This window comes from Shewanella sp. BJSY2023SW007 (assembly GCF_047314525.1).
Taxonomy (GTDB): Bacteria; Pseudomonadota; Gammaproteobacteria; order Enterobacterales; family Shewanellaceae; genus Shewanella; species Shewanella chilikensis.
This window is the reverse complement of the sequence record NZ_JBKORL010000089.1, coordinates 66,042-86,720: the sequence shown is the minus strand read 5'-3', so window position 1 is coordinate 86,720 and position 20,679 is coordinate 66,042. Positions and strand designations below refer to the sequence as shown.

The following is a 20,679-nucleotide window of genomic DNA, read 5'->3' as shown; positions in this document are numbered from 1 at the left end:
GTTGAAACAATCGGCTATTGCAAAGGACGTTAGACACATTTCGAGGTAAAACAATGCAAGTTTCTGTTGAAACAACCCAAGGCCTGGAGCGTCGCCTGACCATCTCTGTTCCTGCAGAGCAGATCGAACAACTGGTTAAAGACAGCCTGCAACGCGAAGCCAAGCGTGCCCGTATCCCAGGTTTCCGTCCAGGTAAAGTCCCAGCAAGCGTGATTGAAAAGCGTTATGGCAAAGCGATTCGCCAAGACATTACCGGTGAAGTAATGCAGCGCAACTTCATTGAGGCCATCATTGCCGAGAAGTTGAACCCTGCCGGTGCTCCTACCTTTACCCCAGGTGCCACTGACGCCGAAAAGTTTGAGTTCACTGCGACCTTTGAAATTTATCCAGAAGTTGAAATCAAAGGCCTGGACGGTATCGAAGTTGAGCAGCCTGTTGCCGAAGTACAACAAGCCGACGTTGATAACATGATCGAAACTCTGCGCAAGCAACACGCGACTTACGAAGCGGTTGAGCGCGCTGCCGAAGACGGCGACAAAGTGGTTATCAACTTTGTTGGTAGCGTTGACGGTGAAGAGTTTGAAGGTGGCAAGGCCGAAGACTTCGAACTGCAACTGGGCAGCGGTCGCATGATCCCTGGTTTTGAAGAAGGCGTTAAAGGCCACAAAGCCGGTGAAGAGTTCGACATTGACGTGACTTTCCCTGAGGAATACCACGCTGAAAACTTGAAAGGCAAAGCCGCCAAGTTCGCTATCACAGTGAAAGAAGTCAAGGGCGCCAACCTGCCTGAAGTTAACGACGAGTTCGCCAAGCTGTTCGGTATCACCGATGGCGGCATCGATGCTCTGAAAGCTGAGATCAGCAAGAACATGGGCCGCGAGCTGGAACAAGCTCTGAAAGCCAATGTGAAAGAACAAGTTCTTGAAGGCCTGCTGGCTGCCAACGAAATCGAACTGCCAAAAGCGCTGATCGACGGTGAAGTTGACGTACTGCGTCGCCAAGCCATGCAGCGTTTCGGTGGTCAAGGTGCCAACATGCCTGAGCTGCCAGCCGAGCTGTTCACCGAACAAGCCGAGCGCCGTGTTAAAGTCGGTCTGCTGCTGGGCGAAGTGATTAAGTCCAACGAGCTGAAAGCCGAAGAAGAGCGCGTACAGGCATTGATTGCTTCCATGGCTTCTGCTTACGAAGATCCAAAAGAAGTGATCGAATACTACAACGGTAACGAAGAGTTGATGCAGAACATGCGCAACCTGGCTCTGGAAGAGCAAGCTGTTGAAGCGGTTCTGAAATCAGCCAAAGTGACTAAGAAAGATGTCGCTTTTGAAGAATTTATGAACAAGGCTACCGGCCGCGCATAACCTAAGCTTGACTTGCTTGGTTGTTCGCCATTTATAATGGCTCGTATGAGGTCCCTCATGCGGGCCGTTTTTTATTTAGGGAAAGTTAATGATGCATAACGCGCCAGAATCAGTACTTAATGCACTCGTTCCTATGGTGGTTGAGCAAACCGCCAAGGGAGAACGCTCTTACGATATCTATTCACGTCTGTTGAAAGAGCGGGTGATCTTCCTGGTTGGTCAGGTTGAAGAGCACATGGCCAACTTGATCGTGGCACAGTTGCTGTTTTTGGAATCAGAAAACCCGGATAAAGAGATCTCTCTTTATATCAACTCTCCAGGCGGCTCTGTCACTGCTGGTATGGCTATTTATGACACCATGCAGTTTATTAAGCCGGATGTCAGCACTGTATGTATCGGGCAAGCGGCCAGTATGGGCGCCTTCCTGTTGGCCGGTGGTGCCAAGGGTAAGCGTCACTGTTTGCCGAACTCGCGGGTGATGATCCATCAGCCTTTGGGTGGTTTCCAGGGCCAGGCATCGGATATCGCTATCCATGCCCAAGAGATCCTGGGGATTAAACAGAAGCTGAACCAGATGTTGGCCGAGCACACAGGTCAACCATTGGAAATCATCGAGCGGGATACCGACCGAGATAACTTTATGAGTGCTTCTCAGGCCATGGAATACGGTTTGGTGGATTCGGTTCTGACCAAACGTTAAGGCTGATTTTTGCTTATGGCTGGGCTATGCTCAGATTGAAGACGCTTAAGTGTATGGCAGTAGAGCAGACTGCAAAAGAGGTAGAGTAATGGGTGACAACAAAGGCAACGGTGATAGCGGCAAATTGCTGTATTGCTCTTTCTGCGGAAAAAGCCAGCATGAAGTTCGCAAACTGATCGCCGGGCCATCTGTGTATGTATGCGACGAATGTGTCGAGTTGTGTAACGACATCATTCGCGAAGAGATAAAAGAGATTTCGCCCAATCGGGATCAGGACAAGCTGCCGACTCCCCATGAACTGCGCGCTCATTTGGATGATTATGTTATCGGCCAGGAGCAGGCCAAGAAGGTGTTGTCTGTAGCGGTTTATAACCACTACAAACGCCTGAAAAACAGCGCCCCCAAAGATGGTGTGGAGCTTGGCAAGAGTAATATTCTGCTTATCGGCCCAACTGGTAGTGGTAAAACCTTGCTGGCAGAGACCCTGGCGCGGTTCCTGAATGTGCCTTTTACCATGGCGGATGCCACCACATTGACCGAAGCCGGCTATGTGGGGGAAGACGTTGAAAATATCATTCAGAAGCTGCTGCAGAAGTGCGACTATGATGTTGACAAGGCGCAGCGTGGTATTGTCTATATCGATGAGATTGACAAAATCAGCCGTAAGTCAGATAACCCTTCCATCACCCGGGACGTGTCCGGTGAAGGGGTGCAGCAGGCACTGCTGAAACTGATTGAAGGCACTGTTGCCGCTGTGCCTCCTCAGGGCGGTCGTAAACACCCACAACAGGAGTTCCTGCAGGTTGATACCTCCAAGATACTCTTTATTTGTGGTGGTGCCTTTGCCGGCCTTGAGAAGGTGATTGAGCAGCGCTCCCATGTGGGCAGCGGTATAGGTTTTGGCGCTCAGGTTAAAGGTCAGGCTGAAAAGGCCACCATCACAGATACTCTGCTGCAGGTTGAGCCGGAAGACCTGGTCAAGTATGGCCTTATTCCTGAGTTTATCGGGCGTTTACCTGTGGTTGCGACCTTGGGTGAACTGGATGAAGCGGCGCTGGTGCAGATCCTGTCCGAGCCCAAAAACGCCATCACCAAGCAGTTTGCCACTTTGTTCGAGATGGAGAATGTCGAACTCGAGTTTCGCGATGACGCCCTCAAGGCGATAGCACAAAAAGCCATGTCCCGTAAGACAGGTGCCCGCGGTCTGCGCTCCATCGTTGAGGCGATACTGCTGGATACCATGTATGACCTGCCGTCCATGGATAACGTGGTCAAGGTGGTTATTGATGAGTCTGTGGTGAAAGGTGAGTCAGCGCCTATTCTTATTTATGAGAATAATGACTCCCAGGCTGCTGCCGGTGACCAATAACTGAGCAATAAGCTATCAGGTTGAAAATTAAGGAGTCCACTGGGGCTCCTTTTTTTATCTTTACCATTGAAAGCCGGGAAAGCGTCCCAATATACTCAATGTAATCTTTAACTGAAACGGAATCGAACTATGACCCTAGAGCGTGAAGCGCGAATCGAATTGCCCGTGCTGCCACTGAGAGACGTGGTGGTCTATCCCCATATGGTAATTCCGTTATTCGTAGGACGTGAAAAGTCCATCCGTTGTTTGGAAACTGCCATGGCGCAGGATAAACAGATCATTCTTGTGGCGCAGCGGGATGCGGATCTGGACGAGCCTGGCATAGACGATATTTTCGACGTAGGTACAGTCGCTTCCATTTTGCAGCTGCTGAAGCTGCCCGATGGCACAGTCAAGGTATTGGTCGAAGGCGGCAAGCGCGCCCGCATAGAACGTTATACCCAGGAAGAAGAGTTCTTTGTTGCCACCGCACACTACCTGGAGTCTGAAGCGCTGGATGACAAGGAAGAAGAGGTGCTGGTTCGCAGCGCTATCAGTCAGTTTGAAGGCTATATCAAGCTGAACAAGAAAATTCCGCCCGAGGTACTCACCTCACTCTCTGGTATTGAAGAGGCCGACAGACTGGCCGATACCATGGCGGCGCATATGCCGCTTAAGCTGGCAGACAAGCAGTCTGTACTGGAGATGGTCAAGGTCGGTGAAAGACTCGAATATCTGATGGCCATGATGGAAGCGGAAATCGACCTGCTGCAGGTAGAAAAACGTATCCGCTCTCGGGTCAAGAAGCAGATGGAAAAGAGCCAGCGTGAGTATTATCTCAACGAACAGATGAAGGCTATCCAGAAGGAGCTTGGCGATCTTGATGAGGGCCATGATGAATTTGAAAGCCTTGGCCGTAAGATTGAAGAAGCCGGCATGCCGGAAGAAGCCAAAGAGAAGGCGTCTGCTGAACTCAACAAGCTGAGAATGATGTCTCCGATGTCGGCCGAAGCCACTGTGGTACGCAGCTATGTTGACTGGATGACCTCAGTGCCCTGGAAACAGCGCTCCAAGATTAAGCGTGACCTCTCCAAGGCCGAACAGGTGCTGGATACAGATCACTATGGCCTGGAGAAGGTTAAAGAGCGGATCCTTGAGTATCTGGCAGTACAGAGCCGGGTGAAACAGCTTAAGGGGCCTATCCTGTGTCTGGTTGGCCCGCCAGGGGTAGGTAAGACATCCCTGGGACAATCTATTGCCAAAGCGACCGGTCGTAAATATGTGCGGGTCGCATTGGGCGGCGTGCGTGATGAGGCGGAAATCCGCGGTCACCGCCGTACCTATATAGGTTCTATGCCGGGCAAGATTATCCAGAAGATGGCCAAAGTCGGGGTGAAAAACCCGCTGTTTTTGCTCGATGAAATCGACAAGATGAGCTCGGACATGCGCGGCGATCCGGCCTCGGCATTGCTGGAGGTGTTGGATCCCGAGCAGAACGCCACCTTTAACGATCACTACCTGGAAGTGGATTACGATCTGTCCGATGTGATGTTTGTGGCCACCTCCAACTCGATGAACATCCCGGGCCCCTTGTTGGATCGGATGGAAGTTATTCGTCTGAGCGGTTACACGGAAGATGAGAAACTCAATATTGCCAAGCAGCACTTGTTGCCGAAGCAGATTGAACGTAACGGCCTGAAGAAGACTGAAATCACTATCGATGACAGCGCTATTCTCGGGGTGATCCGCTACTACACCCGTGAAGCCGGGGTGCGGGCGCTGGAACGTGAGCTGTCAAAGATTTGCCGTAAAGTGGTCAAACAGATCATGCTGGAGAAAGATACCAAGCATGTGGATGTCAATCAGGACAACCTCAAGTCTTTCCTCGGGGTACAGCGCTTTGACTATGGTAAGGCCGAGTCCAAGAACCAGATTGGCCAGGTGACAGGTTTGGCCTGGACCGAAGTAGGCGGCGATTTACTGACTATAGAAGCCACATCTGTGGCCGGTAAGGGTAAGCTCACCTATACAGGCTCTTTGGGTGATGTGATGCAGGAGTCTATCCAGGCCGCTATGACTGTGGTTCGGGCGCGCGCCGAGCAGTTGGGGATCAACCCTGACTTCTACGAGAAGCGTGATATCCATGTGCACGTACCCGAAGGGGCAACCCCGAAAGATGGTCCATCTGCCGGTGCCGCCATGTGTACCGCGCTGGTTTCCAGCCTAACAGGTAACCCGGTCAAGGGTGAAGTCGCCATGACAGGTGAAATTACCCTGAGAGGCGAGGTGCTGCCAATCGGTGGCCTGAAAGAAAAACTGCTGGCGGCCCACCGCGGTGGCATTAAGCTGGTGTTGATACCCAAGGAAAACGAACGGGATCTGGAAGAAATTCCGGCTAACGTAGTGGCAGACTTGGAAATTCGTCCGGTTCGTTGGATAGACGAAGTGCTGCAATTGGCGCTTGAGCGACCAGTCGAAGGCTTTGAAGTGGTTAAAAATTTGGGCTAACGCAAGAAAATGTCCTATGCCACTAAAAAAAATGAAAAAAGGGGCTTAACAAAACCCAGACCTGTGGTAGCCTAGGTCTGTGGAGAGCCAGTTGTGCCAAGCCCTTGGGGCAACTGGCTTTGAGCTGTATCCAATTTAAATTCTTTGGTTTTCCAACTGAGCTTGAACTTTGGTATCAAGCTTGTTATAAAAGCCTCCGCAGACCGCTCTAGAGAAGGATTTGGTTGCGGCGCGAAAACTACATTCAAGGGGATGACATGAACAAATCTGAACTAATCGAGAAAATCGCTTCTGGTGCTGACATTTCTAAAGCCGCTGCCGGCCGCGCACTGGACTCTTTCATCGCAGCTGTGACTGATGGTCTGAAAGAAGGCGACAAAATTTCTCTTGTTGGTTTCGGTACTTTTGAAGTGCGTGAGCGCGCTGAGCGTACTGGTCGTAACCCACAGACCGGGAAAGAGATCAAAATCGCTGCAGCTAAGATCCCTGCATTCAAAGCAGGTAAAGCTCTTAAAGACGCTGTTAACTAATTAACATCGTAGCCTTTGTAGGCTTTCGTAAAGATTAAGCACTGCCAGGCAGTGCTTTTTACGGATTGGGAAGCGCCGGATTAGCCGACGTTTCGGAGTGTGAGGATAAGCTGAAGTAGCGTCTGCAGACTCCATTCATGTTACAGATAGGCGCATCCCACAAGAGATGCGCCTTTTTTTTACTATTAATCGCTAAGCGAGACGTCTGATGTTAGAGAAGATTCGCGAAGGGTCACAGGGCGTAATAGCCAAAGGTATTTTGGTACTGGTGATACTTTCCTTTGCATTTGCTGGTGTAAGCAGTTACCTGGGTTCCTCCTCAGTGGCTCCGGCCGCCACAGTCAATGGTGAAGAGATTTCCACAACCGAACTGGACCAGGCCTATCAAAGCGAGCGTGCCCGTCTGGAACAACAGTTGGGTGAGATGTTTGACGCCCTGGCGGCCAATGATGCTTATCTGGCCAGTATCAAGCAAGGGGTGCTTGAACGTCTGGTAGCGCAAAAGCTGCTGGATCAAGCCGCTGCTGAAATGGGCTTGAGAGTGTCCAATGCTCAAATCGCAGAAGCCATTAGACAAGAACCGGCTTTCCAGACAGAAGGCAAGTTTGACAACGATCGCTTCGAAGCGATTCTGCGCCAACTGGGCTATCAACAAGCCACTTTCCGTGAAAGCATGCGGGTGGACATGACTCGTCGACAGCTGATTAGCGCCTTGATTGGCAGTGAGTTTGTTCTCAATGGTGAAGCCGAATCTCTGGCAAAGCTGCAGGGACAAACCCGTGATATTCGCTATCTCTTGGTTGACGCTGAGCCTTTCCTGGGCCAAGCGACAGTGACCGAAGAGGAAGTCAAATCATTCTACGACACCAATCCGGCCCAATTTGAACGTCCGGAAATGATCAGTCTGGAATATGTTGAGCTTGATGCCAAAGATTTGGCCGATAGCATTGAGGTCAGCGATGAGCAAGCCAAGACTTACTATGATGAGCATCAGAATCAATATCAGACTGCCGAAAAGCGTCTGGCTGCCCATATTCTGATTGATGCCTCGACCGACAACGCCGAAGCCAAGGCCGAGGATATTCATAAGCAACTGGAAAACGGCGCTGATTTTGCTGCGCTGGCCAAGTCCGATTCCCAGGATACCTTGAGCGGTGAGAAGGGTGGTGAATTGGGTTGGTTTGAGCCTGGTGTGATGGATCCTGCTTTTGATGACGCTCTGTTTGCATTGAGTAAGGGTGATGTCTCCAAAGTGGTCAAGACACCATTTGGTTTCCATATCATCAAGTTATTGGATATCCAAAGCGGTCAGACTGCTCCTTTCGCCGAAGTGAAAGACAAGATAGTTGCCCAACTCAAGCAGGATGAAGCAGTCAACCAATTCTATGGTTTGCAGCAAAAACTGGCCGATACCAGCTATGAAATCCCTGATAACCTGCAGGAGGCGGCCAAGGCCGTTGGTGCAGAGATCAAGACTACCCGGTTGTTCGGCCGTGATAACGCGCCTGCGCCTTTCGATAAGCCGGAGCTGTCCAAGGCCGCCTTCTCCAGTGATGTACTGGGAGGTATGAACAGTGAGCTGCTTGAAGTAGAGCGCAACCATGTCGTGGTTATCCGCGTTAAGGAACATCAACAAGCCGGCACGCTGGAATTCGCCGAAGTGAAGCCTGCCATTGAAGCGCGTCTTAAGCAGCAAAAGGCTAATGAGATTGCTCGTGACAAGGCGCAGGAATACATGGTCAAGCTCAAAGAAGGTAGTGCTGATATCGCGCTGCAGAGCCGTGCTAACCTGGGACGTTTCACCCAGGACGTAGATTCGGCTTTGGTGAGCAAGGCATTCCAGATGGCCAAGGCCAAAGAGGGCTTGAGCGTTGATACTGTATCGCTGGCGACCGGTTATGCGGTAGTGGTATTGGATGCAATCCATGCCACTGAAAGCGTACCTGCCGATCAGGTTGCGGCCATTAAGCAAGGTCTTAATAGCCAGTACGGTGAGAATGACTATCGCGCTGTTATCGATATGCTGAAGGCCAAAGCTGAAATCGTTTACCCGGAAGGCGATGAGTAAATAGCTTCATTGATTTAGCTTAGAAGCCGGTCCAAGTGACCGGCTTCTTTATGTCTGGGATTTATGTTCTGTGGTTAACCAGGGTGCCAGGACTTTGGCGAGCGGCAGGTTAGTCTGGTAAGCGCCAATCTATGGGCGCCTTGCCTTTGGTTATGAGGTAATCGTTGGCCCGATTGAAATGATTACAGCCAAAGAACCCTCTGTGAGCCGAGCGCGACGATGGCTGAGGGGCCTTTAAGATAAGATGTTTGCTGCCATCAATCCGCTGAGCCTTGAGCCCGGCAGGCTTCCCCCAAAGCAGAAACACCACGCTTTTTGTGTATTTATCGACCGCCTCTATCACTCTGTCGGTGAATAGTTCCCAGCCGATATGGGCATGGGAGTGTGGCTGATAACGCTCGACACTGAGCACAGTATTGAGCAGCAGCACGCCTTACTGGCTCAGCTGCAAAGATTGCCATGGCTTGGATAGCGAAATCCCGGGACTGTATTGGTGGTCAGCTCCTTAAACATGTTCTGCAATGAAGGCGGTGGCATCACCCCTTTGGGCACTGAGAAGCACAGGCCGTGGGCCTGATCTGGATCATGATAGGGATCTCGTCCCAGGAGCATTACTTTGACTTCTGATAGTGGTGTATAACGCAGGGCGTTGAAGGTATTGTTTTTGGGAGGGTAGATGATTTTTCCCCGGGCACGCTCGGCGTTGATATAAGCCAGCGTCTCTTGAAAATAGGCTTGTTGTTTTTCAGGGCCCAGCACTTTGGCCCAACTGATATCCGTATGCATAACAAAAAACAGCGCCTTGCGGCGCTGCTCATTGATTATTCGTCAACACCCAGCATTACGCTGCTGGCTTTGATCAGTGCGTATGCACTGTCACCGACTTTAAGCCCTAAACGCTCACAGGAGGCTTTGGTGACTACGGAAGTTAATTCGACACCCGGAGCCAGTTCAATGGTGACTTCGTTGTTTACAGAGCCTTCTTCGATGGCTTTGATGGTACCGCCAAGACAGTTGCGTGCACTGATTTTCATGGTTTTCTCCTGGAAGAATAATTAGCAAGGTAAAGAGTATAAACTCAATCGTCCTCAAGATGGATGCCTGAGCGACAAATTTGGGCTCCAAGCGCTGATTCTGCAACCATAGGTAAAATGCCCACGGTCGATTCATTGCCTGAAAGCTTATAATTTAACCTTTACTTGTGGTGGTAAAAGAAAACGCCGCTTGATAGCGGCGTTTTTCGGTCAGCGTTATTGTTTCAATTTAGAGTTCAATCACGTCAAACTCAACGGCTGGATTAACGTCGGCATCATAGTCTATGCCTTCGATACCAAAGCCAAACAACTTAAGGAATTCGGCCTTGTACTCACGGTAATCAGTCAGCTCACTGAGGTTTTCTGTGGTGATTTGTGGCCAGAGATCGCGACAATGCTGCTGGATGTCTTCTCTCAGCTCCCAATCGTCCAGGCGCAGGCGGTTGGCATCGTCTACTTCTGGCTTGCTGCCATCGGCCTTGTATAGGCGCTCGCTGAACATACGGTAAATCTGTTCCATACAGCCTTCATGCAGGCCTTCTTCGCGCATCTTCTTGAAGACCATGGCGATATACAGTGGCATTACCGGAATAGCCGAACTGGCCTGAGTGATCACACTCTTGAGCACGGCGACATTGGCACTGCCACCCTTGGCGGCCAGTCTTTGGTTCAGTTCGCCGGCGGCGCGGTCGAGATCCATCTTGGCTTTACCCAGAGCACCATGCCAGTAGATAGGCCAGGTCAGCTCTGTACCTATATAGCTGTAAGCTACTGTCTTGCAGCCATCGGCCAGCACACCGGCTTTGTCGAGGGCATCTACCCACAGTTCCCAATCCTGACCACCCATCACAGTCACAGTGTCGTTGATTTCCTGCTCTGTGGCCGGTTCAACCGAGGCTTCAATGATGGTGTCTTTGTTGGTGTCCACCGCGGTAGAGCGATATGACTCGCCGATAGGCTTGAGGGCTGAGCGGATCACTTCGCCGCTGTCAGGCAATTTACGCACAGGCGAGGCCAGTGAATAAACTATCATGTCTATCTGGCCCAGATCGGCCTTGATCAGCTCAATCACCTTGGCTTTGGCTTCATGGCTGAAGGCATCACAGTTGATGCTCTTGGAATACAGGCCTTCTGCCTTGGCAAACTTGTCAAACGCCGCCGAGTTGTACCAACCGGCTGTGCCTGGTTTGGTTTCAGTGCCGGGCTTTTCAAAAAAGACCCCTATAGTGGCAGCGTCGGAACCAAAGGCGGCGGCAATACGGGAGGAGAGACCATAACCACTGGAAGAACCTACCACCAGTACTTTCTTGGGGCCATTGGCTATCTTGCCTTTGGCCTTGGTGGTGTTGATCTGCTCCAGCACGTTGGCTTCACAGCCCAGAGGATGAGTAGTGGTACAAATGAAACCACGAATTTTAGGTTTAATAATCATGTCTTAGCTTCTTCTTCCGAAAACTGTCATTAGGATAAGTATTTCAACTTGAATTGGTACTGATTTTTTCAAAAAGCCTGCCGACGGGGCAGTGGTTGGAGCAGTTTGAACCCTTATCAACGCTTGCGGGTCAATTGTGCCTGCTCTTGCAGCAATCTTTGGGTGTATTCATGTTGCGGGTCATTGAACAGGGTCTCAGTGGCGGCTTTTTCCACCATCACCCCCTTGTGCAACACCATGATCTTGTCGCTTACATGGCGAATAACATTGAGGTTGTGGGACACAAATATATAGGAAAGTCCCATCTCTTTTTGTAGCTTGAGCAGCAGGTTGAGGATCTGCGCCCGCACCGAGAGATCCAGGGCCGTCAGGGCTTCATCGGCGATAATGATCCTCGGGTTGAGCATTAAGGCCCGAGCCACCGCCACCCGCTGTTTCTGACCTTCGGAAATCATGTGGGGGTAAAACTCCACATGTTCCGGCAGCAAGCCGACTTTGCGCAGGGTCTCAATCACTTGTTCGCTGCGGGCATGGGCCGACAACCGGGTATTAAATCTCAGCGGCTCATTGAGCAACTCCCCTATGGTCAGCCTGGGGTTGAGTGAGGTGTTGGGATCCTGGAATATCATCCTGATAAGTCTGCAGCGCTGTTTCAGATCATGGCTGTCGAGCGGCTCGCCATTGAACAGAATTTGTCCGCCGCTGCGATACTCGGCGCCGACTAAAATGCGGGCCAAAGTACTTTTGCCGGAGCCGGCTTCACCGGCGATGGCCAGGGTTTCGCCACTGTTGAGTTCGAACGAAATGGGCGCCAAAGCTTCAGTATATTGGCGGCGAAAGCCCTTGTAGCCGCTGAAGTAGCGTTTGCTCAGGTCCGTGACTTTAAGCAAGGGAGTCGTCATCAATAGGCTCACTCTGATAAGGGAAATGGCAGGCGTAATATCTGTCTTTGTGATGGCTCAGTTGCGGTTGCACCACGCATTGTTTGCGGGCTTCTGGGCAGCGAGGCCCCAGGCGACAGCCTATCGGCAGATGTTGCAGCGCCGGCACTGAGCCCGGCAGGGTCGGCATCAGCGTCTTGTGGGCTGCAGGGCCGGAATAGTCCGGCATATTATCCAGCATCGCCTTGGTATAGGGATGATAGGGCTGCTCAAGAAGCTCTGCGGTAGGGCCGGATTCCATCACCTGGCCGCTGTAGAGTACAGTCAGGCGGTTACACCAGTTCGACAGTGTGTCCAGCTCGTGGCTGATCAGCAAGATGGCGACGTTCTGCAACTGATTGAGCTGGGTCAACAGACGAAAAATCTGCGCCTGGGTACTGGGTTCCATCGAAGCCGTGGGTTCATCGGCTATCAGCAACTTGGGGCGATTGGCGAGCGCCATGGCGATCATCACTTTCTGGCATTCACCTTCGGAGAGTTCCCAGGCGTAGCTGGCCAGCACCCGCCGCGGCTCTTTGACCCCCACTTTGTGCAGCCATTTCTGGGCAGTGAGGCGCCGCTCTTTACTGCGGCGAAAGAAAGGTGTCTGCCTATTCAACGGCATGGCTTCAATCAATTGGCTGCCCACGGTCAGCGCCGGGTCGAAACTGCCGGAAGGGTCCTGAAATATCATTGACATATCAGAGCCCATCAGACTACGGCGTTCTGCATGGGTCATTTCCATCAGGTTGCGGCCATCCCACATCATGCGATCGGCGGTGACAGTCCAGTTGGGGCCGGGAATGCCGAGAATGGCCCGCGCCATGAGAGAGCGGCCCGAGCCGGATTCACCGACCAGACCATGGATTTCTCCGGCATTGACAGTCAGGCTGACTTTTTCCAATGCCTTGACCCGCCCTTGTGGCGTGTCCAGTTCTATGGTGAGATTTCGTATATCGAGTAATGGCATAATCAGTTTCTGATGGGCGCAAGCGCCGATCTCAGTCCATCGCCGACCAGGTTGACGGCCAATACACTCAGCAGGATAGCGGCTCCCGGAATGGTCACAGTCCAGGGAGCGGTCAGCAGGTTATCCAGCCCCTGGAACACCATGGCGCCCCATTCGGATTTGGGCGCCTGGGCGCCGAGGTTGAGAAAACCCAGCGCGGCGATATCCAAAATGGCCGCTGATATTGCCAGCGTGGTTTGAATAATCACAGTCTCCCAGACATTGGGCATAATCACAAACCAGAATATCTGCAGACCATTGGCACCATCCAACTTGGCGGCGGTGACATACTCTTTTTGCAACTCTTCATGCACGGCTTGATGTATGGCGCGCACAAACTGAGGGGTGAGCGCAATCCCCACGGCCCAGAATACGTTCATCAGCCCTGGGCCCATTACCGCCACCACCAAAATGGCCATCAAGAGTGATGGAATCGACAGCAGGGCATCGAGCAGGTGCCCAAGGATACTGGACTTGAGGCCGCGCATCATCCCCGAGAATGAACCTATGATAAATCCGACCAGGAGCGCGGTGGCAACAATCGCCAGCGCCATGCCGAAGGTGTAGCTGGTGCCGTGCAGCAGGCGGGAAAAGATATCCCTGCCGAGATCGTCTGTACCGAGAAAGTGCTCAACCGTGCCGAGATCGTCCCAGGATGGTGGCAGTAACAGGGCGTTGGGATCTTGAAAATCGGCCGGGTAAGGGGCAATCATGGGCCCGAACATTGTCAGGATCAGCAGGCAGAGCACGCCCCAAAGCCCGGCAAGCGCAAAAGGGTTGGCGGCAAAGGTACGCCAGAGCTTGAGGCTGGGGGACGGAATATCGTCTTCCTGATAAATCTTAATTTGAGGCATAGAGTTCCTTCCTGCTGAGCGGATTGGTGGCCGTATGCAGCACTTCAATCAGAATACTCAGAAAGATAATCAGCAGCGCTACCGCCAGTGTACCGCCCTGGATCACAGTGTAATCCCGCTGATAGATACCAGATACCAGCCAGGAGCCTACTCCAGGCCAACTGAAGATTACCTCCACCACTATGGCATAACTGGCAAATGGCCCCAGCATAAGTCCCAGATGCTTGAGCAAGGGGATCAAGGCATTGGGCAGGGCGTGGCGCAAAACGATTTTGCTGGTTGGCAGACCTCTTGCCTCGGCGGCGCGGATATAGGTCTGGTTCATCACATTCATCATCGCCGAGCGGGTAATACGTACCACCACGGTAAAGGGCAACACAGACAAGGTCAGCGCTGGCAAGATTATATGCAAGGCGGCATCCTTAAAGGCGGATAAGCGGTATTGCGAGTCGGAAAGCAGGGTGTCTATCAGCATAAAGCCGGTCACAGGCTTGATTTCATAGAGCAGGTTTATCTGGCCGGAAATTGGCAGCCAACCCAGCCTGACACCGAACCAGAGTGACAGGGACAGCCCGAGCCAGAATACCGGAATTGAGTAACCTGTCAGTGTTACCGCCATGATGGCGTTTTGGGTTAGTTTCTGTTTACTCAATGAGGCCAGCACCCCCAGTGGCACCCCGAAGATGATGGCAAATAAACCGGATACAGTCGCCAGTTCGAAAGAGGCCGGCAATACCGCCAACAGCTCTTCTGCCACTGGCCTTTGAGAGGTCACCGAAATACCGAGATCGCCACTGAGTCTCTGGGTTAAATAACCCATAAACTGGGCAAAAGAGCCGCCATCGAGATGATAATCGGCAATGATTTGCGCCTCCTGGGCATCAGTCGGTGCCTGGATCCCGGTCAGGGCGTAGATGCGGTCAACCGGAAACAAACTGGTGGCATAGAAGAGTACACCAATCAGCAGCATAGAGGTGGCGACAAAGAGGTTGAGTCTGCGCAATAGGTAAGCAGCCATCATTCTTGATCCTTTGCGGGCGGCATTGGGGCATCAGCAGTCGCTTTATTGCCGTGGCCTATGTTGGCAAAGGCGATACCGCCAAAAGGCGTTAGGCTGGTTTCGGTCACGCTGGCATTTTTTAGCGCCATACGTTTGGCATGTGCCAGACTCACTAGCGGCATATCCTGTGCCAGAATCGCCTCGGCCTGGCGGTACAGCAAACTGCGACTTTCTCTGTCGGTCACGCGTCTGGCCTGGTTGAGCAGGCCGTCAAATTTGGGGTTACACCAGCGGGAACGGTTGTTGTTGGAGGCGATGGAGCCACAACTGAGCAAGGGGGTAAAGAAGTTATCCGGATCGCTGTTGTCGGCGTTCCAGCCGATGAGTACTGAGTCATAGTCACTGCGCGCCAGTTTTTGGGTGAACACACTCCAATCGTAGTTGACGATATTGACCTTGACACCTATGGTCGCCAAATCAGCCTGGATCAGCTCGGCGGTCTTTAGCGCATTGGGGTTGTATATTCGTGCCACAGGCATAGCCCAGATATCCAGCTCCAGTTTATCTATGCCGGCTTCATCCAGCAGCGCCCTGGCTTTGTCCGGGGCATATTCATAACTCTTGGCCGAGTCGGAATAGGCCCAGGAGGAGGGCGGCAGAATACCGGTTGCCTCGACGGCAGTGTCCTGATAAACGGCTTTGAGCAGGTTTTGCTTGTCGATGGCGTAGGCCAGCGCCCGTCTGACCCTGACATCATTGAACGGCGGTTTTTGGGTATTGAAGGCCCAATAGGCCACGTTCATCCCGGGGCGGCTCTCCAAAACCAGGTTGTCGTGCTGCTCAATAACCGGCAACTCACCGGCCTTGGGCAAGGCCGAGACGCTGCAATCGCCGGTGATCAGCTTGGCCAGGCGGGTAGTGCTTCGTGGCGTGATATCGAACACCAGCATTTCAGACTGCGGCATATTGCCCCAGTAACCTGGGTGGCGCCGGTAGCGGATATATTCATTCTTAACGTATTGCACCAGCATAAAGGGGCCTGTCCCTACCGGCTGGTTATCCAACTGTTGTGGGCTGCCTTGGGCGAGAAGCTGATCGGCATACTCTTTGGAAAGGATTACCGCAAAGTCGGTGGCCAGATTGGACAGGAATGAAGCATCGGGTTGGTTGAGTTCAAATCTGACTCGGTATTCGCTCAGTTTGCTGATGGATTTTATCAGCCCGGCAAAGCCTATGCTTTGGAAGAAGGGGTAACCGCCCTGAGCTACCTCATGGAAAGGGTGCTGTTTGTCTATGATGCGATTGAAACTGAACAGCACATCATCTGCATTGAAATGCCGGCTGGGGTGAAAGTATGGCTGTTCGTGAAATAGGGTACGCTGGCGCAACTCAAACTCATAACTGAGGCCGTCTTCGCTTATTTGCCACTCGGTTGCCAGTGCCGGGATGATATCGCCGCTCTCGGGATCATAATCCACCAGGCGGCTATAAATTTGGTGCGAGGTGGCATCGATTGTGGTTCCCGAGGTCACCAGCTGCGGGTTGAACGACTCGGGATTGCCCTCGGAGCAGTAAACCAGGCCGGAAGGCACTTTCTGTTGACCACAGCCGCCAAGCAGCATTGTCAGAGCCAGGCCGGTCAGTATGCACCCGGTCAGTTTCAGGCGCCGACATGAGCGGAATAAACGCCCAGTGGCAAGGCGTCCGTAGAGCTTGCTCCTGGAGACTTGCGCCATTGCATCAGAGCCTCGCCCGGGGCTTAACGTCAGCAGATTCATTACAAAATCGTTAGTTATTCAGATGTTGACCGAACATTTTAGCAGTGCAGCCGTTACCTGGGCAATCGGCTTATGCCTTATCGAGCAAATTGTATTTTTTCAGTATGCCTCTGAGCTGATGGTAGCTAAGTCCCAGTAGCTCGGCGGTTTTCTTTTGATTGAACTGGCTGGCACTGAGCGCACGTTGAATCAGGTCGGTCTCGAAGTCTTCACAGCATTGTTTGAAGTCCACCGGGAACTGTATCTGGTTTGCCGAAGGTTCCGGGCTATCGCTCGTCGGTGCGGCGGCACTGCCGGCAAGGACTTCATTGCCAACTTCAGCGGTCGCCAACTGGCGACTATGGGTCTTGACTCGCTTGGTGGGCCGGTAGGGCGAGGCAAAGGGGTCGAGCACTATGTTTTCAATCGGTTCGGGGTTATGGCCATGGCGATAGACGCTGCGCTCTATGGCATTTTTAAGCTCCCGAATATTACCCGGCCAGTTGTGATCCATCATGGTCGCCACGGCTGCGGCGGCAAAACCGGTAAACAGCTCCAGCTTGAGCTGGCGCGCCATCCCCACGGCAAAGTATTCGGCCAATGGCAGAATATCTTCCCGGCGGCAGCGCAGCGGCGGCAGGGTGATCACATCGAATGCCAAACGGTCGAGCAGATCGGCTCGAAACTCGCCGGCTTCCGCCAGACTGGGTAAGTCTTCATTGGCGGCGCAGATTAGACGTACATCGGCATTGAGGGTCTTACTGCCGCCCACCCTTTCATATTCACCATATTCAATAACCCGCAGCAGCTTCTCCTGAATGAGGCCGGACGTATTGGCCAGCTCATCAAGAAACAGGGTGCCGCCGTCGGCGCGCTCGAAGCGGCCTTCATGACGTCCCTTGGCGCCGGTAAATGCGCCGGACTCATGGCCAAACAGTTCACTTTCCAGTAGATTTTCACTCAGAGAGGAACAATTGAGCTTGATAAAACTCTGATCCCAGCGTTGGGAAAGATAGTGCAGACGTTCGGCGATCAACTCTTTACCCGTCCCCCGCTCACCTATGATAAGCACAGGTTTGGACAGTGGTGCGATTTGGGAAACGTGCTCCAACACCTCCAACAGGGCATTGGATTGACCGATAAGATTGTCTTGCTGATAGGGATTGGCCACGATAACAGTTAGTCTTTAACGCTAATAATTGGTGAAAATCATAATATGCGGGTAGGTTAAATAAATAAAGTAAAAGTTAAGATTTATATTAAATCATTGATATTGTTAATAAATTAAAAGTTGGCACGGGATCTGTATTACAAGAACCGAGACCCACAATAAATGTAGAGGACAGGATTATGGGAATTTTCACACGTTTTGCCGACATCATTAATGCCAACATCAGTGCCTTGCTGGACAAGGCAGAAGATCCGGAAAAAATGGTGCGCCTGATCATTCAGGAAATGGAAGATACCCTGGTTGAAGTACGTTCTACTTCGGCTAAAGTATTGGCAGAGAAGAAAGAGTTACTCCGCCGTATTGGCAAAGTGCAACTTCAGGTGCAGGATTGGCAGGAAAAGGCCGAGCTGGCACTGAGCAAAGACAGGGAAGATCTGGCCAAGGCCGCGCTGGTTGAAAAGCAAAAAGCCGCAGCGCTGGCGCAAACCCTGGAGCAAGAGCTCGAGGTGGTTGAAGAGCATATCGCCCGCCTGAAAGAGGAAGTGGGTCAACTGCAGGAAAAGCTGGCCGATGCCAAGGCTCGCCAGAAGACCATCATAATGCGCAAGCAAACTGCTTCTTCACGCCTGGAAGTGAAAAAGCAGCTGGATTCCAGCAAAATCGACAATGCCATGCTCAAGTTTGAACAGTATGAGCGTCGCATCGAAGGTCTGGAGGCTGAAGTTGAGTCCTATGATCTGGGTGGCAAGAAGTCCAGTCTGGAAGAGGAATTTGCGGCACTCAAGGCCGAAGATTCTGTCAGCGCCGAGCTGGAAGCCTTGAAGGCCAAGGTGAAAGGCGATAGCGCCAAAACCAAAAAATAATACAGACTCAGAGGTGATTTATGGATATGGACTTACTGCTGGCACCCCTGATTATCTTCATGATCTTTGTGGCGCCAATCTGGTTGATTCTGCATTATCGCAGTAAAAGTCAGGTGAGCCAGGGGCTTACCGAGGCAGAGTTCAAACAGCTTAACGATTTGATAGACACAGCTGATAAGATGGGCCAAAGGATTGAAACGCTGGAAGCCATCCTGGATGCCGAGTCCCCGGAATGGAGGCAACGTCATGACTGAATCAGGCAAGCGTACTCTTTACCGCATTCCCCAGCAAAGGAAGATCGCCGGGGTCTGTGCCGGGGTAGCCGAGTACTTTAATCTGGAACCTTGGTTGGTTCGGGTCGCTACGGTTTCAATCCTTGTGCTCGGTGGCTATGGAATGGTGATTATCACCTATCTGGTGCTGTGGATGATACTGGATGTCAAACCTTGGACAGCTAAAGACACCCATAAGGACATTGGGGTCAAGAAAAAGGTCTGGCAAGCCGGGGAGCCCGCCGGGCAAGCGCTCAGAGATGTAAGCAATCGCTTTCAATCGCTGGAGCATAGGCTCAGGGCACTCGAACAACATGTCACCTCTGAGCAGTTCGAGTTGAAAAGACAATTCAACAACCTATAAATCCTTGTTCAAGGGGCGGTGTTTACCGCCCCGTTTGTTTGTATCAGGAGACTTATGGCAAGCGTCAGGCAAGAGTTCGGCAAACTCAAATATAAAACCCGCGAGTTGGCACAGCGCACTACAGACAGGCATCTTAGGTTGGCGGTTACCGGCCTTTCCGGCGCCGGCAAGACGGCCTTTATTACCGCGCTGGTGGATAGACTGCTGCGCGCCGGTACTGAGGCTGATGGCAGGGGCTTACCCCTATTTCAGGTGTGCCGCGACGGACGTTTACTCGGGGTTAGGCGGGAGCTGCAGCCGGATTTGACCATAGCCAGTTTTGACTTTGATGCGGCGATTGCCAGCTTGACCGCGGCCAAGCCCAGTTGGCCGGCATCGACCCGCAGTATCAGTGAGCTGCGGCTGACGCTCAAATATGTGCCTACAAGAGGGATGCTGGCAAAATTGGCTGACAGCGCCAAGCTGCATCTTGACATAGTCGATTACCCCGGGGAGTGGTTGCTGGACTTGCCCATGTTGAGTCAGGACTTTAACCGCTGGTCCGAAACCCGTTTTGCTCGGCAATCAACCCTGGAAGCCTCGCCTCTTTACCCTAAATTTGCTGCAGCGCTGGCGGCGCTGGATTTGTACGCCGATGCCGACGATCAGGCGCTGGCCGCCATTGCCGAAAGTTATCGGTTACTACTGCTGGATCTGGTGCATCAACAGGGGTTTTATCAGGCACAGCCGGGGCGAATGTTGCTGCCCGGAGAACTGGCCGGTACGCCACTTTTGGCCTTTTTTCCCCTGTTACCCGAGCAACTCAAAGACAAACAGCAACTGGCATCGGCCGGACGTCGCAGTAATTATCAGGTGCTCAGGCACAGATATCAGCAATATCTGGCCAAGGTGGTTAAGCCCTTCTATCAGGAGTATTTTGCCGGTTTCGACCGTCAGTTAATTCTGGTGGATTGTTTCAGCGCCCTTAATCGTGGCAAGGCGCAGTTTGAAGATATGGCCGAAGCACTCAATGCCATTAGCGCCAGCTTCCAGTATGGCCAGTCCAATTTGCTGCGCCGTTTGTTTGCTCCTCGAATAGATACTCTGCTGTTTGCCGCCAGTAAAGTCGATCAGGTGACCCGGGATCAGCAGGGCAATGTGTTGTCACTGCTCAGTGCCATGCTGGCGCCCAGTCGGCAACAGGCTGGATTTGCCGGCAGTAGGGTGGAAACCATGGCCATCAGCGCCATCAAGGCGACCCGTCACGGTATGGTAAAAGATGCCGATGGCGCAGAAGTGGAAGTAGTCTGTGGCAGGCGCATGAGCGATGGCCAGAAGGTGACCCTGTATCCGGGCGAGGTGCCCAGAGCCTTGCCTGAGAAAGCGTTTTGGCAAAGGCAGGGATTTCATTTCTGTGAGTTTGCGCCGCCCGACAGCCAACCGGAACTAGGCTATGAACATATCCGGCTCGATCACCTGCTGGAGTTTCTTTTGGGCGACAAGTTGAGGTAA

18 protein-coding genes and 1 pseudogene are annotated in these 20,679 nt (G+C 52.3%); 10 read left to right on the top strand and 9 right to left on the bottom strand.

Annotation, left to right across the window (positions count from 1 at the left end):
- Positions 1–53: 53 nt before the first annotated feature.
- The 6 genes from tig (at position 54) to ACMHXE_RS14940 (ending at position 8,512) form a co-directional block, all read left to right on the top strand.
- Positions 54–1,358 carry a trigger factor gene (gene tig, locus ACMHXE_RS14965; RefSeq protein WP_101053358.1) on the top strand — a complete coding sequence of 435 codons (1,305 nt, stop codon included), beginning with the start codon at positions 54–56 and terminating at the stop codon, positions 1,356–1,358.
- A gap of 91 nt (positions 1,359–1,449) precedes the next feature.
- Positions 1,450–2,058 carry an ATP-dependent Clp endopeptidase proteolytic subunit ClpP gene (clpP, locus tag ACMHXE_RS14960; RefSeq protein WP_039033912.1) on the top strand — a complete coding sequence of 203 codons (609 nt, stop codon included), beginning with the start codon at positions 1,450–1,452 and terminating at the stop codon, positions 2,056–2,058.
- An 88-nt stretch (positions 2,059–2,146) separates the two neighbouring features.
- Positions 2,147–3,427 carry an ATP-dependent protease ATP-binding subunit ClpX gene (gene clpX, locus ACMHXE_RS14955; RefSeq protein ID WP_039033888.1) on the top strand — a complete coding sequence of 427 codons (1,281 nt, stop codon included), beginning with the start codon at positions 2,147–2,149 and terminating at the stop codon, positions 3,425–3,427.
- Between the two features lie 129 nt (positions 3,428–3,556).
- Positions 3,557–5,914, top strand: coding sequence for an endopeptidase La (gene lon / locus ACMHXE_RS14950; protein ID WP_101053360.1), 2,358 nt, complete (start codon positions 3,557–3,559; stop codon positions 5,912–5,914).
- A 257-nt stretch (positions 5,915–6,171) separates the two neighbouring features.
- A complete protein-coding gene (gene hupB / locus ACMHXE_RS14945; protein WP_025010704.1) occupies positions 6,172–6,444 on the top strand; it encodes a nucleoid-associated protein HU-beta in 273 nt (90 codons plus the stop codon).
- A gap of 208 nt (positions 6,445–6,652) precedes the next feature.
- Positions 6,653–8,512, top strand: a complete 1,860-nt coding sequence (locus ACMHXE_RS14940; RefSeq protein WP_101053362.1) for a SurA N-terminal domain-containing protein — start codon at positions 6,653–6,655, stop codon at positions 8,510–8,512.
- Positions 8,513–8,621: 109 nt separating this feature from the next.
- Here the strand turns inward: ACMHXE_RS14940 and ung are convergent.
- The 9 genes and pseudogenes from ung to pspF all read right to left on the bottom strand — a co-directional run bounded on the left by ung (position 8,622) and on the right by pspF (position 17,689).
- Positions 8,622–9,298 (bottom strand): annotated as a pseudogene (gene ung, locus ACMHXE_RS14935) (uracil-DNA glycosylase).
- Positions 9,299–9,333: 35 nt separating this feature from the next.
- Positions 9,334–9,546, bottom strand: coding sequence for a TOBE domain-containing protein (locus ACMHXE_RS14930; RefSeq protein ID WP_025010701.1), 213 nt, complete (start codon positions 9,544–9,546; stop codon positions 9,334–9,336).
- Positions 9,547–9,775: 229 nt separating this feature from the next.
- Positions 9,776–10,978: an enoyl-ACP reductase FabV gene (gene fabV, locus ACMHXE_RS14925; RefSeq protein ID WP_101053364.1), complete on the bottom strand. Its 1,203-nt coding sequence runs from the start codon at positions 10,976–10,978 to the stop codon at positions 9,776–9,778.
- Positions 10,979–11,094: 116 nt separating this feature from the next.
- Complete coding sequence (locus ACMHXE_RS14920; protein ID WP_101053366.1) at positions 11,095–11,880, bottom strand: ATP-binding cassette domain-containing protein; 786 nt, start codon at positions 11,878–11,880, stop codon at positions 11,095–11,097.
- A complete protein-coding gene (locus ACMHXE_RS14915; RefSeq protein WP_101053368.1) occupies positions 11,861–12,868 on the bottom strand; it encodes an oligopeptide/dipeptide ABC transporter ATP-binding protein in 1,008 nt (335 codons plus the stop codon). The genes ACMHXE_RS14920 and ACMHXE_RS14915 overlap by 20 nt, the downstream gene beginning before the upstream one ends.
- Before the next feature lie 2 nt (positions 12,869–12,870).
- Positions 12,871–13,761, bottom strand: coding sequence for an ABC transporter permease subunit (locus tag ACMHXE_RS14910; protein ID WP_028780445.1), 891 nt, complete (start codon positions 13,759–13,761; stop codon positions 12,871–12,873).
- Positions 13,748–14,779: an ABC transporter permease gene (locus ACMHXE_RS14905; protein ID WP_101053464.1), complete on the bottom strand. Its 1,032-nt coding sequence runs from the start codon at positions 14,777–14,779 to the stop codon at positions 13,748–13,750. The genes ACMHXE_RS14910 and ACMHXE_RS14905 overlap by 14 nt, the downstream gene beginning before the upstream one ends.
- Positions 14,779–16,383 (bottom strand): ABC transporter substrate-binding protein, encoded by a 1,605-nt coding sequence (locus ACMHXE_RS14900; RefSeq protein WP_226564195.1) that lies wholly within the window; start codon positions 16,381–16,383, stop codon positions 14,779–14,781. The genes ACMHXE_RS14905 and ACMHXE_RS14900 overlap by 1 nt, the downstream gene beginning before the upstream one ends.
- 226 nt (positions 16,384–16,609) lie before the next feature.
- Positions 16,610–17,689: a phage shock protein operon transcriptional activator gene (gene pspF / locus ACMHXE_RS14895; RefSeq protein ID WP_165565285.1), complete on the bottom strand. Its 1,080-nt coding sequence runs from the start codon at positions 17,687–17,689 to the stop codon at positions 16,610–16,612.
- A 179-nt stretch (positions 17,690–17,868) separates the two neighbouring features.
- On the opposite strand from pspF, the gene pspA reads away from it, so the two are divergent.
- From pspA to ACMHXE_RS14875, 4 genes are read left to right on the top strand one after another with little or no spacing between them, the layout of a single operon-like run.
- Entirely contained in the window at positions 17,869–18,552 is a 684-nt protein-coding gene (gene pspA, locus ACMHXE_RS14890) for a phage shock protein PspA (protein ID WP_286996628.1), read from the top strand.
- 20 nt (positions 18,553–18,572) lie between these two features.
- On the top strand, positions 18,573–18,806 hold the full coding sequence (gene pspB, locus ACMHXE_RS14885) for an envelope stress response membrane protein PspB (RefSeq protein ID WP_101053374.1): 234 nt from the start codon (positions 18,573–18,575) through the stop codon (positions 18,804–18,806).
- Positions 18,799–19,188, top strand: coding sequence for an envelope stress response membrane protein PspC (gene pspC, locus ACMHXE_RS14880; RefSeq protein WP_101053376.1), 390 nt, complete (start codon positions 18,799–18,801; stop codon positions 19,186–19,188). Before pspB ends, pspC begins: the two co-directional genes overlap by 8 nt.
- Before the next feature lie 54 nt (positions 19,189–19,242).
- Complete coding sequence (locus tag ACMHXE_RS14875; RefSeq protein WP_224866389.1) at positions 19,243–20,679, top strand: YcjX family protein; 1,437 nt, start codon at positions 19,243–19,245, stop codon at positions 20,677–20,679.